Origin of the sequence: Pedobacter sp. GSP4 (assembly GCF_051857575.1) — a bacterium.
Classification (GTDB): Bacteria; Bacteroidota; Bacteroidia; order Sphingobacteriales; family Sphingobacteriaceae; genus Pedobacter.
On the sequence record NZ_JBPZIR010000012.1, the window covers coordinates 92767 to 106991 of the forward strand.

General features: G+C 38.8%; 13 protein-coding genes. 2 read left to right on the plus strand and 11 right to left on the minus strand.

Annotation, left to right across the window (positions count from 1 at the left end):
• Positions 1–364 precede the first annotated feature (364 nt).
• A complete protein-coding gene (locus tag ACS5PU_RS23115) occupies positions 365–1201 on the plus strand; it encodes a hypothetical protein (RefSeq protein ID WP_439461523.1) in 837 nt (278 codons plus the stop codon).
• A gap of 41 nt (positions 1202–1242) precedes the next feature.
• Here the strand turns inward: ACS5PU_RS23115 and ACS5PU_RS23120 are convergent, their stop codons facing one another.
• The 6 genes from ACS5PU_RS23120 to ACS5PU_RS23145 all read right to left on the minus strand — a co-directional run bounded on the left by ACS5PU_RS23120 (position 1243) and on the right by ACS5PU_RS23145 (position 8567).
• On the minus strand, positions 1243–1941 hold the full coding sequence (locus tag ACS5PU_RS23120) for a hypothetical protein (RefSeq protein WP_439461524.1): 699 nt from the start codon (positions 1939–1941) through the stop codon (positions 1243–1245).
• Positions 1942–1946: 5 nt separating this feature from the next.
• Complete coding sequence (locus ACS5PU_RS23125; RefSeq protein ID WP_439461525.1) at positions 1947–2780, minus strand: hypothetical protein; 834 nt, start codon at positions 2778–2780, stop codon at positions 1947–1949.
• A 23-nt stretch (positions 2781–2803) separates the two neighbouring features.
• Positions 2804–3769, minus strand: coding sequence for a polyprenyl synthetase family protein (locus ACS5PU_RS23130; RefSeq protein ID WP_439461526.1), 966 nt, complete (start codon positions 3767–3769; stop codon positions 2804–2806).
• A gap of 42 nt (positions 3770–3811) precedes the next feature.
• Complete coding sequence (rnr, locus tag ACS5PU_RS23135) at positions 3812–5944, minus strand: ribonuclease R (RefSeq protein WP_439461527.1); 2133 nt, start codon at positions 5942–5944, stop codon at positions 3812–3814.
• Between the two features lie 206 nt (positions 5945–6150).
• Positions 6151–7854, minus strand: coding sequence for an ABC transporter ATP-binding protein (locus ACS5PU_RS23140; RefSeq protein WP_439461528.1), 1704 nt, complete (start codon positions 7852–7854; stop codon positions 6151–6153).
• The gene (locus ACS5PU_RS23145) at positions 7854–8567 is read right to left on the minus strand and encodes a 3'-5' exonuclease (RefSeq protein ID WP_439461529.1); all 714 of its coding nucleotides are present in this window, start codon (positions 8565–8567) and stop codon (positions 7854–7856) included. The genes ACS5PU_RS23140 and ACS5PU_RS23145 overlap by 1 nt, the downstream gene beginning before the upstream one ends.
• A gap of 97 nt (positions 8568–8664) precedes the next feature.
• On the opposite strand from ACS5PU_RS23145, the gene ACS5PU_RS23150 reads away from it, so the two are divergent.
• Positions 8665–9177, plus strand: coding sequence for a DUF1579 domain-containing protein (locus tag ACS5PU_RS23150; protein WP_439461530.1), 513 nt, complete (start codon positions 8665–8667; stop codon positions 9175–9177).
• Between the two features lie 134 nt (positions 9178–9311).
• Here the strand turns inward: ACS5PU_RS23150 and ACS5PU_RS23155 are convergent, their stop codons facing one another.
• The 5 genes from ACS5PU_RS23155 to ctlX all read right to left on the minus strand — a co-directional run bounded on the left by ACS5PU_RS23155 (position 9312) and on the right by ctlX (position 14160).
• Positions 9312–10208, minus strand: a complete 897-nt coding sequence (locus tag ACS5PU_RS23155) for a DUF72 domain-containing protein (protein ID WP_439461531.1) — start codon at positions 10206–10208, stop codon at positions 9312–9314.
• A 6-nt stretch (positions 10209–10214) separates the two neighbouring features.
• Entirely contained in the window at positions 10215–10574 is a 360-nt protein-coding gene (locus ACS5PU_RS23160) for a DUF5615 family PIN-like protein (RefSeq protein WP_439461532.1), read from the minus strand.
• Complete coding sequence (locus ACS5PU_RS23165) at positions 10555–10791, minus strand: DUF433 domain-containing protein (RefSeq protein ID WP_439461533.1); 237 nt, start codon at positions 10789–10791, stop codon at positions 10555–10557. Before ACS5PU_RS23165 ends, ACS5PU_RS23160 begins: the two co-directional genes overlap by 20 nt.
• 115 nt (positions 10792–10906) lie before the next feature.
• Complete coding sequence (locus tag ACS5PU_RS23170) at positions 10907–12295, minus strand: arginine decarboxylase (protein WP_439461534.1); 1389 nt, start codon at positions 12293–12295, stop codon at positions 10907–10909.
• 932 nt (positions 12296–13227) lie between these two features.
• A complete protein-coding gene (gene ctlX, locus ACS5PU_RS23175) occupies positions 13228–14160 on the minus strand; it encodes a citrulline utilization hydrolase CtlX (protein WP_439461535.1) in 933 nt (310 codons plus the stop codon).
• Between the last annotated feature and the right edge of the window lie 65 nt (positions 14161–14225).

Below are 14225 nucleotides of genomic sequence, written 5' to 3' on the forward strand. Positions count from 1 at the left end.
CTAACCAATCTTAATTTTAAGTCTTAATTTTCTTAACTTCTTAATGGTCGCACAGAACCCTATTGATAGTTCATTGGTCATATTAGGTCATTGTACATTAGTCAATCGTCATGCCGACTAACCGATCTTAATTTTAAGTCTTAATTTTTCTTAACTCCTTAATGGTCAAACAGAACCTTTTGATGGTTTATTGGCCATTGGTACATTAGTCAATCGTCATGGCGACTAACCAATCTTATTTTTAAGTCTTAATTTTCTTAACTTCTTAATGGTCACTGGGAGACTTTTAAATTCTGTTAAACTGCGTTAAATAACAAAAATTAACACTTTCGCAATTTAGATTTGGACATTAATACAAATCAAAATGAACCCGAAGAAAATACTGCTGTTATCATCGTTACTTGTAGGTGCTAAATTATTATCGGCCCAAGAAATTGAAAGCAATATCCGTATGGAAAAGCCATTTAAAGCCGATGGAATATCGAACGAATGGAACGAGCCACTTAACCAATACAACGATGCTACCAAGCTGGCTTTTGCGCTGGCCAATGATGATAAAAATCTTTACATCATCATCGAGTCGTTAGATCCTCAAACTACTTTTGCTGTTTTACGCGGTGGAATTACCCTAAACATCAATATCGAAGGTAAAAAGAAAGATGGTATGAAGTTGACTTTCCCCTTAATGGAGCGGCCGCCAATGCCCCATGCAGGTGAAGAACATACTGAACATACTCCCTCGACATTAGAGCGTGATAACCCGTTGCACGATGAAACTGCAATGAACAAGTGTATCAGGGTTTCGGGTTTTAAAAATATTGCTGATGGTGAGTTAGCTGCTGATCATCAGAATGGAATTGAAACCGGACTGAGCATACATCCAAACAAAGACCTTATTTACGAATTGAGTATACCGTTGGAGCAGCTTCAGGTAGGTTTAGACATGAAAAAGCCTCTGGCCTACAACATCAAAATTAACCAACCTAGTAAGGGCAGTTTTAAAAAAGAAGGTATGGGTGAAGATAGTGGCCGAGAACACTCTGGTGGTAGAGGTGGAATGGGAGGTGGAGCAATGGGCCGTAGTGGTATGGGCAGAGGAGGAAGAATGGGTGGTGGTGGAGGTCAGCGGCCACTCAATGATGCTGGACCTTCTTCCAAATCATCAGATTTTTGGATCAAATATCAGCTGGCAAGGGCTTAAAAAATATAAAACAATGCTGTTCTAATACGGATGGCATCGCTTTATTTGGTCACCTTAATATGGTTCTTGATATAGCTTATCGATTGCTGTTGTAGCTCAAGTTGTGATAATGTGCTACTTTCAAATTCAATAAATATCTTATAGTCGTTTTCGTTAAAAGTATAGGCAATTCCCCTAAATTTTATGCCCGATTCAACAATTGTATAAGTAACCAGTCTAGTTACCGGACTTAGTTTTATCCACACTTTAAAATCTTTAATGCGATTTCCGGCCTTGAGTTGCTTAAAGGATTTTTCTACACTTGCCTTACTTTCAAAATCGTGAACAAATACATTTAAATTTTTGGGCGTTTTAAATGCAAATTTTAAGGTATCATCATGGGTATTCTGAAAAAAGAATCCTTTTTCTATTAGCAGCTGAGTTCTCATGTCTATACTCGCAAGCGAATCTTTTTCTACTTTGTTGATATAGAAAGCCCTCAATTGAGCTTTGCTTAGCGAATCGATAGCTTTATATTTCTTGTACAGCAGTTTATTCCATTCCTTATTGGGTATAGATGAGGAAAGCTGTTGCTGATCTTTTTGCTCCTGGGCAGTGCTAAAATCGACAGGATCAGCCATTATTGGCCTTCTAGTGTCTGCTTGATTGCAGGTAACAAAAAGCCTTATGACTGCAAAAATAGCAATGGCAATACTCAGAACTGTTCTCCAAACAGGTCTTTCTTTGTATTCTTCTTCCATATTGATTATCTAAAATCGGCAGTTGTTAAGCGGAGTTCGTTCAGTTGATTTCCTTTTTGATCGTAATAGATGTATTTGACTGCAGTGATGTTAAACCGGACAAAAGAGCTTAGCATTTTTGATAATTTGCCACTTCTTAATATTTCACTCTTTACTAATGATATACCTGCCTCGGTTTTGAGCGGTTTAACCAAGTCTTTTGGAGCCCGAACATGATAAACAAGATCGCCCATTCTGTTCTGATCGACCCTAAAAATCGTCATTCCAGATGATGGATCGGTATATGGCAAGCTTTTATTCAATGCAGCCAACATAGCCCCAAGTTCGCTAGTGGGCACATTGGGCTTTGGATTAATTACGCTGGGCTGGTTGTTCAGTACATCCGCCGTAGCCCCGTTAAACTCTTCCATCTTCTTTTTATCCAATAGGATAGAAGAGATTTCGGACAAATTATCAGTGTAATATACGATTTCGAATTTGACACCTTCATCAAGCATCTTCCGGGATAAGGGCTGATTTTTTAAAGTTTCCATCATCATATTCGGCATAATCTGCTTGATGAAATTATTTTCCGGATCGCTGATCGAAAATGTAGTTACCGTCTTTATCTTAATGATTTTGTTTTTGTAATCTGCTTCTGCAGAAGTACGGCTAACAGATTGAATATGGCGATAGCTGGCTCCGTCGTTATAGTCTTTTACAAACTCAGCCATCTGATCTCTTGAATCCTTACAGCCGGTAGCAAATAATAAAATGGTTAAAAAAACCGAAAGAAAAATTGATTTTACAGTTTTTAGGTAGGATAATGATAGTTTCCTTTTTTTTGATGAAGTGTACATGAGAGGTTAATTAAGATTCTAATTTAGTTATTCCTTTTCAATAGCTGTTCTGCGAGTTGATGAAGATCTTCTTTATTTGATGCCGTAGCTTCGATATCTTTTAGGTTTTGAAAAGCCAGTGCTGCATATTTCATCATCTCTTTTTCGGCTTCTTCACGGATTTGAAGTTCGTTATATATCGCTGTAACTGCTTTAATTTTATCCTGAATATTTGGATTTTTATTGTCGATCCAACCTTGAAGCGCTGATGAATTGGTTTTGGTTAGTGCTTTTAATAACAAAAATGTTTTTTTATTGGCAATAATATCTCCGCCAACCTGTTTTCCAAATTTTTCGGGATCTGCATAAACATCCAGAATATCATCCTGCAATTGGAAAGCAATACCTATGTTTTCGCCAAACTGCTCAATCAGATCAGCATCTTTTGAGGAGGCGCCTGCTATAATTGCACCCAGTTTTAGTGCACCACCCAATAAAACGGCTGTTTTTAACCTGATCATGTTGATGTATTCTTCAATACTTACATCATCACGGCTTTCAAATTCCATATCAAGCTGTTGACCTTCACATACCCCCTGAGCAGTAGCATTAAAGGTATCCAGTACATCTTTAAGAAAAATTGGATTTACCTTTGCCAGATTTTTATTGGCTTCTACCATCATTACATCACCACTTAAAATGGCAATGTTTGTGCTCCATTTTTCATGTACGGTGGCTTTTCCCCTGCGCAAGGGTGCATTGTCCATAATGTCATCATGAACAAGGGTAAAATTATGAAATATTTCAATGGCCATCGCGGCATGGATCGATTCGTTGGCATCTTTTCCAAACAGCTCGGTTGCCATTAAAACCAGTAGCGGTCTTATGCGTTTCCCGCCAAGGTTAATAATGTAAGTAATCGGATCGTAAAGCTGTTTTGGATGATCTGGGAACCTTAAATTTTGTATTGCGGTATCTAATATCTGCTGTAATTGTTCTGTAGTATGCATGCTTTTGTAAACACTGTGTTTCGGGCACAAATGTCTTAATTTTTAATCAGGAATAAGCGTAAAATCGATCTGACGTTTAGAAAGATCTACTTTTTTTACACGGATCATCACTTCATCGCCAAGCTGGTATTTTTTCTTTTTCCGCTGACCAACGATGCAGTAGTTTTTTTCATCGAGTACATAAAAATCGTCGGATATATCGCGCAACCTGATCATGCCCTCACATTTGTTCTCTTCAATTTCTACATACATGCCCCACTCGGTAACACCAGAAATAATGCCTTTGTAGGCTGTGCCAATGTTGTTTTCTAAATATTCGGCCTGTTTGTATTTAATAGAAGCTCTTTCGGCATCTGCAGCTCTTTTTTCCATTGCTGAAGAATGTACGCAGGCAACTTCGTAAAATTCCATATCGGCCGATTTACCTCCGTCTAGATAGGTTTGTAAGAGCCTGTGTGCCATTACATCCGGATACCTGCGGATAGGAGAGGTAAAGTGGGTATAATATTCGAATGCCAGTCCGTAATGACTGGTTTTTTTAGTGGAGTAAATGGCCTTTGCCATTGATCTGATGGCCAGTGAGGTAAGGATGTTCTGTTCCTTTTTACCTTCCACATCTGCCATTAAATGATTTAACGATTTGGCAATTTCTTTATCGGATTTGGTGTTGATTTTGTATCCAAAACGGGAAGCAAAAGTTGCAAAAGTATTTAAGGTTTCCATGTTTGGCGAATCGTGTACACGGTAAACAAAAGTGAGTTTATCTTTTCCTTTGGTTTTTTTGGCGATAAATTCGGCTACTTTGCGGTTAGCAAGCAACATGTAATCCTCAATCAGTTTATGCGCATCTTTACGTTCTTTAACATAAACGCCAATAGGCTTGCCCGATTCGTCTAATTTGAATTTCACCTCGGTGCTTTCGAAACTGATGGCACCATTTTTAAACTTGCGGTCGCGTAAAATGTAGGCCAGTTCATTTAGTTTTAAAATCTCAGTCGCATAATCGCCGGCTTTGTTCTCAATTACTTCCTGAGCATCCTCATAACTGAATCTTCTATCCGAGTGGATTACGGTTCTGCCATACCATTCTGATTGGATATTGGCCTGCTCATCCAGCTCAAAAACTGCTGCAAAGCATAATTTATCTTCGTGCGGACGTAATGAACAGACCCCATTGCTTAAGCGTTCGGGCAACATGGGTATTACGCGGTCTACCAGGTAAACTGAAGTGGCGCGGCTATAGGCTTCTTTATCCAATTCGGTTCCCTGGATAACGTAGTGCGAAACATCGGCAATATGCACCCCAATTTCGTGATTTCCGTTGGGTAATTTTTGATAGGAAATGGCATCGTCAAAATCTTTGGCATCAGCCGGATCTATAGTAAAGGTTAATACCTTCCTAAAATCTTTACGTTTAGCAATTTCTGCCGCTGGTATTTCTTCAGGGATGGCATTAGCTTCTCTTTCAACTTGTGGAGGAAATTCTAATGGAAAACCGTACTGTGCTAAAATGGCATTCATTTCGGTATTGTTTTCGCCCTGGTTACCCAGTACATGTTTAACAATACCAATTGGGTTTTTAGCACTTTCAGGCCAATCAGATAGGGTTACTAAAACCCTTTGGCCATTTTTAGCATCGTGTGTATCTGCCAGAGGCACAAAAATATCGTGCATCATTTTTTTATCGTCTGCAATTACAAATGCAAAGCGATCTGATATTTTAATTACTCCCGTAAAATCAGATTTGGCCCGTTTAATAATTTCGACAACCTCGCCATCGTTTTTGCGGCCACTTTTCTTGGCAAAAACATAAGCTTTTACAGTATCGCCATGTAAGGCATTTTTCAGCTTTCTTGGTGCTACAAAAACATCCTTTTCAAACTCATCTTCAGGCACGATGTAGGCAGAGCCATCGGCAGTCATATCTACTGTTCCGATAATAAAGTTCTGAAGATCTTTAAGCTTAAATTTTCCCTTTTCTGGCTCTAAAAAAATACCCGTACCCTTACCTTCCTTTAATATTTCTAAAATTGTTTCTCTTGATTCTTGATCGTTCAGGTTTAACTTGGCCGAAACCTGTTTGTAGTTAAGGAGCTGATTATTATTTTTTTCAAAAACATCACTAACCAATTGATTCAGAACCAATTTTATATTTGCCGATTTCTTCTTTGCCATACGCTAAAACTGAATTTACCGAAGATACAGAAAATATGTAAAATGGATGGTGGAAAATGGATAATGGGGAGTTCAATGGTTCATTTATCATTGGTGGTGTTGTAGTTGATCCGCTAACCGAAAACCATATTGCTTAATTGTTAAATGGCTAATTGTTGCCTGCAAATGGCCAATTGAAAACCCGTGAACCATGAACCATGAACCAATCAAATCCCTGGAATAGCTTCGATCAATTTTTTGGTATAATCTGCTTTAGGCGAATAGAATATCTGTTCGGGAAAGCCTTCTTCTTCAATTTTTCCTTTGTTCATTACCAAAATGCGGTCTGAAATGTGCTTTACAACAGCCAGATCGTGCGATATAAATATGTAGGTAAGGCCAAATTCCTGCTGCAGATCTTTTATCAGATTTAAAACCTGAGCCTGCACCGACACATCTAATGCGGATACAGATTCATCACAAATGATAAATTTCGGCTGAAGCGCCAAAGCCCTTGCAATTACTACGCGCTGTCTTTGTCCGCCACTGAACTCGTGCGGATAGCGGTTATAATGCGCTTCTTTTAAGCCAACTTTATATAAAAGTTCAAGTACTTTCTGCTTTCGCTCTACATTGTTTTGATAAAGCTGATGAACCTGTAAAGGCTCTAAAATAGATTGCCCAATACTCAGCTTTGGATTTAAGGAAGCGTAAGGATCTTGAAAAATGATCTGTATATCTTTCCTTAATTTCCTCAGGTCTGTTTTGCTGATGTGTGTAATGTTTTCTCCATTGAAAATTAGCTGTCCGGAAGTAGGCTGGATTAGCCTTAAAATGGTGCGGCCCAGTGTTGTTTTTCCACAGCCCGATTCGCCAACCAAACCTAATGTTTCGCCAGGAAAAACTTCAAAACTAATCTGATCAACAGCTTTAACATAATCGGTGGTTTTACCGAATAAACCATTGTGGATAGGGTACCAGGTACAGAGGTTTTCTACCTTTAATAAGGGCTGTTGCGCGTAAAGCATGTTCCGGCGCGCCGTAATTTCTTCGGCAGTTAACTGGTTTGACGCATTTAGATGTGCAGTTGCATCATCAATTTGTCCCGTAAGAAAATCGGCTACCACAGGCAATTTCTTTAATTGCAGGTTAGGCGAGGGGCGACAGGCAAGTAGACCTTTGGTGTAGGGGTGCTGCGGATTTTCGAAAATAGATTTTGAGGGGCCTTGCTCTACAATTTCGCCTTTGTACATTACCGCAACTTCATCGGCAATTTCATTTACTACGCCCAGATCATGCGAAATAAAGATCATTGCCATATTGCGCTCAGCTTTAAGCTTTAAAAGCAATTGGAGAATGGTTTTTTGAACAGTTACATCCAATGCGGTTGTGGGTTCATCGGCAATCAGTAATTTCGGATTGCAGCTCAGTGCCATCGCAATCATTACCCTTTGTTTTTGTCCACCAGATATTTGATGGGGGTAACTGTCGAATATTTTTTCGGGGCGTGGGAGCTGAACTTCGTTGAAAAGTGCTATGGTCTGTTTTTTTGCGGTTGCCTTATCTACTTTTTGGTGTACGATAATGGCTTCTGCAACCTGCTCACCACAGGTAAATACCGGATTTAAAGATGTCATCGGTTCCTGAAAAATCATCGAAATTTGATTCCCCCTTACCTGACGGATCTCGTTCGAACTTAGGTTAAGCAGACTGATGTCTTCAAAATCAATTTCGCCTGTAATTTTAGCTGATTTTTCATCATGCAAACGCATAATGGAAAATGAAGTAACCGATTTTCCAGATCCAGATTCGCCTACGATACCTAAAACAGTGCCTTTTTTAACATTAAAGCTGATCTGTTTTACAGCTTTGAACCAATTCTTATCTTCTTGGTTATAGAAGTCGATATTTAAGTTTTCTACCTTTAGCATTAGGTTACAATTCTAATGTTTTCTGGTGGAATTACGTCCATTCCCTTAAATTTTAACAGCACCTGTGCGGTAGTAATTACATCTTTCTGGCAATAGGTAACAATCCGATCTAGATTTTTTTCTTCATAATAAACCTGCTTAACCTGGGCACCGTTAATATCATCTTTAGGCGTGGGGATATTTAAAATGGCAGCAAGCAGATTGAGTGAGGTAAAATGTTTGTAATCGCCAAATTTCCAAAGTTCCATGGTATCAATGTGGTTTATTTCCCATGGTTTTTTGCCCGAAAGCTGCAGTTGAGACGGAATTTCTATGCCATTTACCAATATCCTACGGCACAGATATGGAAAATCGAATTCTTTGCCATTATGGGCGCAGAACATTAAAGTAGGAGATTGGTTATTCAACAGGGCTGAGAACTGCTCAAGCAGCATTTTTTCATCATCGCCAAAAATAGATTTGATGCGCAATGTTGTTTCGCCGTTTTCAGTATTGAAAATTCCTAGGCTAATGCATATAATTTTTCCAAATTCGGCCATTATACCGGCTTTCTCATAAAAATCTTCAGGACTTTGATCTGAATTTCGCTGATAATGTGTTTTCTGTTCCCATAGTTCCTGGAAATGTGGCGGCACATCCTGAAAAGATGCGTACTGTGGAACGGTTTCGATATCGATAACCATTACCTGATGGAGATCTAACGTTTTTAGCATAGAGTAGAGAGTTTTGTGTCAACAATTTACAGTTTTTGAATTAAAATCTTATAGCTAATTCATTTAAGATTATAAACTATATTCAATAGCTTTGGTTATGGCAAAAAGTAAATTCGAACAATCGCTGGCAGATGGCGCCCATAAGCAACTTCAAAGTTTGGTGGGTAGCTGGAAAGGCCTAACCAGAACCTGGTTTGAAAAAGATGTGCTGGCAGATGAATCTCCGGCAGAAGCTGAAATTACAGCTATTTTAGGTGATCGTTTTATTTCATTGGATTATCAGGGCAGTTTAGAAGCCAAACAGTTTGAAGGAAAAATGATTATCGGCTTCGATATTCCTTATCAAAGGTTTAACAGCAGTTGGGTAGATAGCTTTCATATGGGTACACAGATTATGCTTTCGAGCGGTGAAGCCACAGCTAACGGTTTTTCTGTTTTTGGCGAATATGGTAGTCCGGAATATGGCGAACAGCTTTGGGGCTGGCGTACAACTTTAGAAATTGTTAATGAAGCTGAGTTCATATTAACGGCTTACAATGTTTCGCCCGAAGGCGACGAGGCAAAAGCTACTGAAACGGTTTATAAGAGAACTGCTGGTCGGGATTTGTAATCCCGATTGTGGAACTAAGGATTTTAAATCCTTTAAGGTGGATTGCAAATCCACAGTTCACACAGACGAGATTGCAAATCTCGACTAATCATATTTTAAACCTTAAAGGTTTTTAAAACCTGTAAGGTTTGTAATTAAAATAAAGAAGGTGAAGCCTGATTGGCCATTACCGGAATTTTTAAGCCTGTACCGATTGCTTTGTTCAGCTTATCGGTAAAATAAGCTGAAAATAATGGCGAAGACAATTCTACGTTTTGATGTACAAAGAAATATAGGTTCTGCAAGCCCTGATCTTTCCACTGCACTATTCTTTCAATCCAATCGTCTAAGCGTTTTTTATCAATGTCATCTACGTTGGCGCCCACGAAACGGATAAATGCTGTAGGCGAGGTTAAACGCATGTGCAGCATGTCTCTTCTTCCTGCCGTATCCACAATGATATTGGCTATACCGTTTTGCTGAAACAATTGGGCAAATTCATCCGCAATAGCTGGGTTCGAAAACCATTCTCCATTTCTCACCTCAACACCCAAAGGAATTACTTTTGGAAACTCGTTGATTACTACTTTTAACCTTTCGAAATCTTTAGGTTTAAAATTATCATGCAGCTGTAGAAAGGCCATGCCCAGTTTATCTTCAAAATTACTGATGGCATCGCAATATTGCTCAACAGGTTCTTTAACATTAATTAACCTTTTAAAGTGACTGATGGTATTGGTCAGTTTTGGGAAAAACTTAAAATCCGCCGGCGTTTTTTTCGTCCAGGTAATTACCTGCTCAGCGGTTGGCATGCCATAAAATGTGGCATTTAATTCTATCGAATTAAATTGAGTAGAATAATAAGTTAATTCATCTTTTGTTCCTTTTGGGTAAAAGCCTTTCAAATCGGCTTTGTTCCATTTTGCGCAGCCTACAAAAGCCTCAAAAGATTGTTTGTTTTTGTTTGCTTTTAAAATTGCAGTTGTTTCAGGAGCATCAGCTGGCAATGTGAAATCTATTAAAGATGGATCTTCTACTTGTCCGAATTTCATATGGTATTATTTTATGTCAAATATATCTAAATCTCCATAAATTAGTTGGTCTATAGCATCGTAAATTTCAGTTTTTAGCTTTTCCCAAAATATGCGGTTTGAGCAGTTCCCGAATTTAATCGCAATTAATTTAGGTGGTGCACCTTTCCAAGCTACAAGTTCTCGGTAATCCTCGTCTTTTGAAATTATAATTACATTTTCTGTGTTACGGGCGAGATTGTAGATTTCTAAATCAGGCGTTTGGTTTAGCTTTAAGAGATGGAATGAAATGCATTTAATTTTGATTTCATCCATTAACCATTTAGATATTATTGGTGAGATATTTTCATCCAACCAAAATTCCCAATTATTCGTAAATGTAGTCATCCCTGAGTTGTTTAGCGCTAAACAGCAAAGCTGCTTTTATATCATCACTTTCGAGGATGGGATGTTCCTCTAAAATTTGTTCATTTGTCATTCCAGATGATAGGAGCTCTAGAATGTCAATTACCGTAAAGCGATTGCCTCTGATTGTAGGCTTTCCTCCCATCAATCCTTGGATTATCGTTATTCTTTCAAGCAATTTATTTTGTTCGTCTGCCATACTCAAATATAAAAAAAAATACCCCAGTTTAAAAAACTAGGGTATTTGCATCATATGATATAAATTTTTAACTTTTTAACCGTCTCCAAACTAAAGTTTTCAACGCCAAGCTGGATTAGTAACCCAGTATCTTCAATACCTGTTTGCTGTTCTGTTCTTCTCCGAAAACCTCAAAATTGAAACTTTCGTCGCGGTTCCTGCGGATCAGCACATGCTTCGGACTAGGTAATAAACAGTGGTGGATACCGCCATAACCACTCAATACCTCTTGGTAAGCCCCTGTATGGAAGAAACCTAAATACTGCACCTTACGTGTTTTTGGCATAAATACACTGTTCATGTGCGCTTCCTGGTTGTAATAATCCTGACCATCGCAGGTAATTCCACCCAAGTTAACACGTTCATATTCAGCATCCCAATTGTTAATCGGCAATAAAATATATTTCTGGTTCAAAGCCCAAACATCAGGTAAATTGGTGATAAAAGAACCATCAAGCATTAACCAGCGCTCACGGTCGTTCTGTTGTTTACGGCCCAATACTTTATACAAAATGCCAGATGCCTCAGCTACGGTATATTTACCAAATTCAGTAATAATATCTGGCTCCATTACATCGTGTATGGCGCAGATTTCTTTAATCCTTTTTACAATTTCGTTTACCATGTATTCGTAATCGAAATCGAAAACCAACGAATCTTTGAATGGCATACCACCACCAATATCAAGGGTATCTAAATCAGGATTGATTTTTTTGAATTTGCAGTAAAGCGTTACATATTTCTCTAATTCGTTCCAATAATAAGGAGAATCGGTAATACCAGAGTTAATGAAAAAGTGTAGCAGTTTAACCCTGAAATTAGGGTTGTGAACGATTTTATTGTTGTAGAAATCAATAATATCTTCCATTCTAACCCCTAAACGAGAGGTGTAGAACTGCGAATCCGGCTGCTCTTCAGCCGCAATACGTATACCCAGGTTGCAAGGGGTATCAATATCCACTTCATCATCAAAAAGGTTAAATTCTTCTTTGTTATCTAAAACCGGAATGATGTTGGTGTAGCCATCGTGCAGCATATCGATAATGTACTGCTTGTACTGGTAGGTTTTAAAGCCGTTACAGATAATGGTCGTATCTTTGGTCAGTACTCCTTTTTTCTCCAAAGCATCAACCATTGGCATATCAAACGCCGAAGAAGTTTCTAAGTGGATGTTGTTTTTTAAAGCTTCTTCTACAATATGCTTAAAATGTGAGCTTTTTGTGCAATAGCAATATTTATAATCGCCACGATAATTGTTCTTTAAAATGGCAGTTTGGAAAAGAATCTTCGCCTGTTGAATTTTCTTGCTCACCATCGGTAAGTACGTGAAACGTAGGGGAGTACCGTAAGTTTCAATCATTTCCATCAGGTTTAAATCCTGAAAATATAATTCATCCTCTATAACATCAAAGCCATCCTGTGGAAAGCCAACGCTTAGATCGAGAAATTCTGAGTAACTCTGCATTTACTTTTAAATAATTTTTGCAAAAATGTAATTTTAAATCGAGAATTAATCTTTAATAAAAATATTTTTACTGTAGAGAAACGCTTAGCCTAACTACAAAATTTGAGTGCAAATTGTTTTTGAAAGAAAATAGGCTGATTGGTTTTGGTAACATGCTGTAAAATAATCGATAATAAGATATTTGAGGATATAGGCAATGCGATAACTTTTCCCCTTTTTCTGATCTTCCGTGGCTAAAGAAAAATCGTTCCTGGAAATACGGACGATGGTGAACATGTTATTGCTTTGGAAAGCAGGTTCCTGTTCTTTTGGGCTGCGGTAATCCTGCTATACACTTTACTCGCTACGCTCGTGCCCGTTCCTATCAGGTTTAAATAATTCGTGCCGGTGCTGCTATTTAGGGTTTAATAGCGATTGCATTAATGATCAAATTTTCAGTATTTTTTGATCTCCGTCTTAAAAAAAATAGTTCGTGGAGACACGAACCATGGGCAAGGGAGCGAGTACTGGCTTCGGTAAGTTTCATTGTTTTAGTGGCAAAGAAAATTGGTTCGTGGGGACACGGACTAAGGCAGGGGCATTATAAATAGGCAATTTGATGGCTTTTTCGTGTTTTCTGAGTTTCCGTGGCAAAAAAATGGTTCGTGGGGACACGGACTAAGGCAGGGGCATTATAAATATGCAATTTGATGGCTTTTCCGTGTTTTCTGAGTTTCCGTGGCAAAAAAATGGTTCGTCAGGACACGGACTAAGGCAGGGGCATTATAAATAGGCAATTTGATGGCTTTTCCGTGTTTTCTGAGTTTCCGTGGCAAAAAAATGGTTCGTGGAGACACGAACCATGGACAAGGGAGCGAGTACTGGCTTCGGTAAGTTTCATTGTTTTAGTGGCAAAGAAAATTGGTTCGTGGGGACACGAACCACGGAGGGAATTAATCTTTACCCGGTAAATGTATTTCGGCCAGCATGCACCTTGCACTGCCTCCTCCGTTCTTCTCGATGGTGTAAAGCGGCGCATAAATGATCCGGCTGTATTGTTCAAGCGCAGCAATCTGATCTGCGTTAAGCGATAAATAAGCTTGTTCAGACATAACCAATAAACTTTCGTGCTCAGCATTGCTTACCTGCAGCATATTGCCGGCAAACTTGTTCATCTGTTCCAAACTGATTTCAATAATCTCTTTACCCGAGCCTTTTAAACTGATGGTTACGTTTAACCGTTCCTCTGGGTCTGGGATAGAATCCAAACAAATTACGGCAAAACGATCGCCGATACACATCATCACATTGGTATGGTAAATCGGGAAATTCGTATCGTCTACTGCTTGGAAAGCCACGGCTTCGTAACCGGTAAGCATGCAGAAATTGTCAAATACCTCTTCATCGGTGCGTACACTTAAACAAGCGTAGGCAATTTTATTGGTGCGGTCTAAAACCATGCTACCAGTGCCCTCTAAAAAGGCATGCTGCATTTCATAGAAGCTTAAATCGCTGATATGGTTCACTTCAAACTTATCTTTTAGCCCTTCTAGTATTTCTTTTCTACGCTCTAACCTGCGGTTTTCAGAAAACATGGGGTAGAGGTAAATAGAACCATCTTCGTGAAAAGAAACCCAGTTGTTCGGAAAAATCGAATCAGGAGTTTCGGGCTGTAAAGTATCATCCACAACGGTAACATCAACACCGTTTTTACGCAAAAGTGCAACAAAGCCATCAAACTCTTTTAAAGCCTGGGTCTGTACATTACTTTCGGTAGATGCCACCTGAAATTTATTATTCCCTGCCGTTTGTTCATTGAATTTAAAATCAACCGGGCGGATCATGAGGATGTGGTTGGTTGTCTGGTTCATTGGTTCACTTGTCATTTGTTAATTGGTCATTTGTTCACTAGTTCATTTTGGAGCTTGCTCTTCGGTTCAGGTTGATCATG

Excerpts from the sequence above, each read along its gene's own strand:
- ACS5PU_RS23140 (WP_439461528.1), bottom strand. The coding sequence starts at position 7,854 with ATGCTAAAGGTAGAAAACTTAAATATCGACTTCTATAACCAAGAAGAT.
- ACS5PU_RS23125 (WP_439461525.1), bottom strand. The coding sequence starts at position 2,780 with ATGTACACTTCATCAAAAAAAAGGAAACTATCATTATCCTACCTAAAA.
- ctlX (WP_439461535.1), bottom strand. The coding sequence starts at position 14,160 with ATGACAAGTGAACCAATGAACCAGACAACCAACCACATCCTCATGATC.
- ACS5PU_RS23165 (WP_439461533.1), bottom strand. The coding sequence starts at position 10,791 with ATGGCAGACGAACAAAATAAATTGCTTGAAAGAATAACGATAATCCAA.
- ACS5PU_RS23130 (WP_439461526.1), bottom strand. The coding sequence starts at position 3,769 with ATGCATACTACAGAACAATTACAGCAGATATTAGATACCGCAATACAA.
- ACS5PU_RS23150 (WP_439461530.1), top strand. The coding sequence starts at position 8,665 with ATGGCAAAAAGTAAATTCGAACAATCGCTGGCAGATGGCGCCCATAAG.
- rnr (WP_439461527.1), bottom strand. The coding sequence starts at position 5,944 with ATGGCAAAGAAGAAATCGGCAAATATAAAATTGGTTCTGAATCAATTG.
- ACS5PU_RS23120 (WP_439461524.1), bottom strand. The coding sequence starts at position 1,941 with ATGGAAGAAGAATACAAAGAAAGACCTGTTTGGAGAACAGTTCTGAGT.
- ACS5PU_RS23170 (WP_439461534.1), bottom strand. The coding sequence starts at position 12,295 with ATGCAGAGTTACTCAGAATTTCTCGATCTAAGCGTTGGCTTTCCACAG.
- ACS5PU_RS23115 (WP_439461523.1), top strand. The coding sequence starts at position 365 with ATGAACCCGAAGAAAATACTGCTGTTATCATCGTTACTTGTAGGTGCT.
- ACS5PU_RS23160 (WP_439461532.1), bottom strand. The coding sequence starts at position 10,574 with ATGACTACATTTACGAATAATTGGGAATTTTGGTTGGATGAAAATATC.
- ACS5PU_RS23155 (WP_439461531.1), bottom strand. The coding sequence starts at position 10,208 with ATGAAATTCGGACAAGTAGAAGATCCATCTTTAATAGATTTCACATTG.
- ACS5PU_RS23145 (WP_439461529.1), bottom strand. The coding sequence starts at position 8,567 with ATGCTAAAAACGTTAGATCTCCATCAGGTAATGGTTATCGATATCGAA.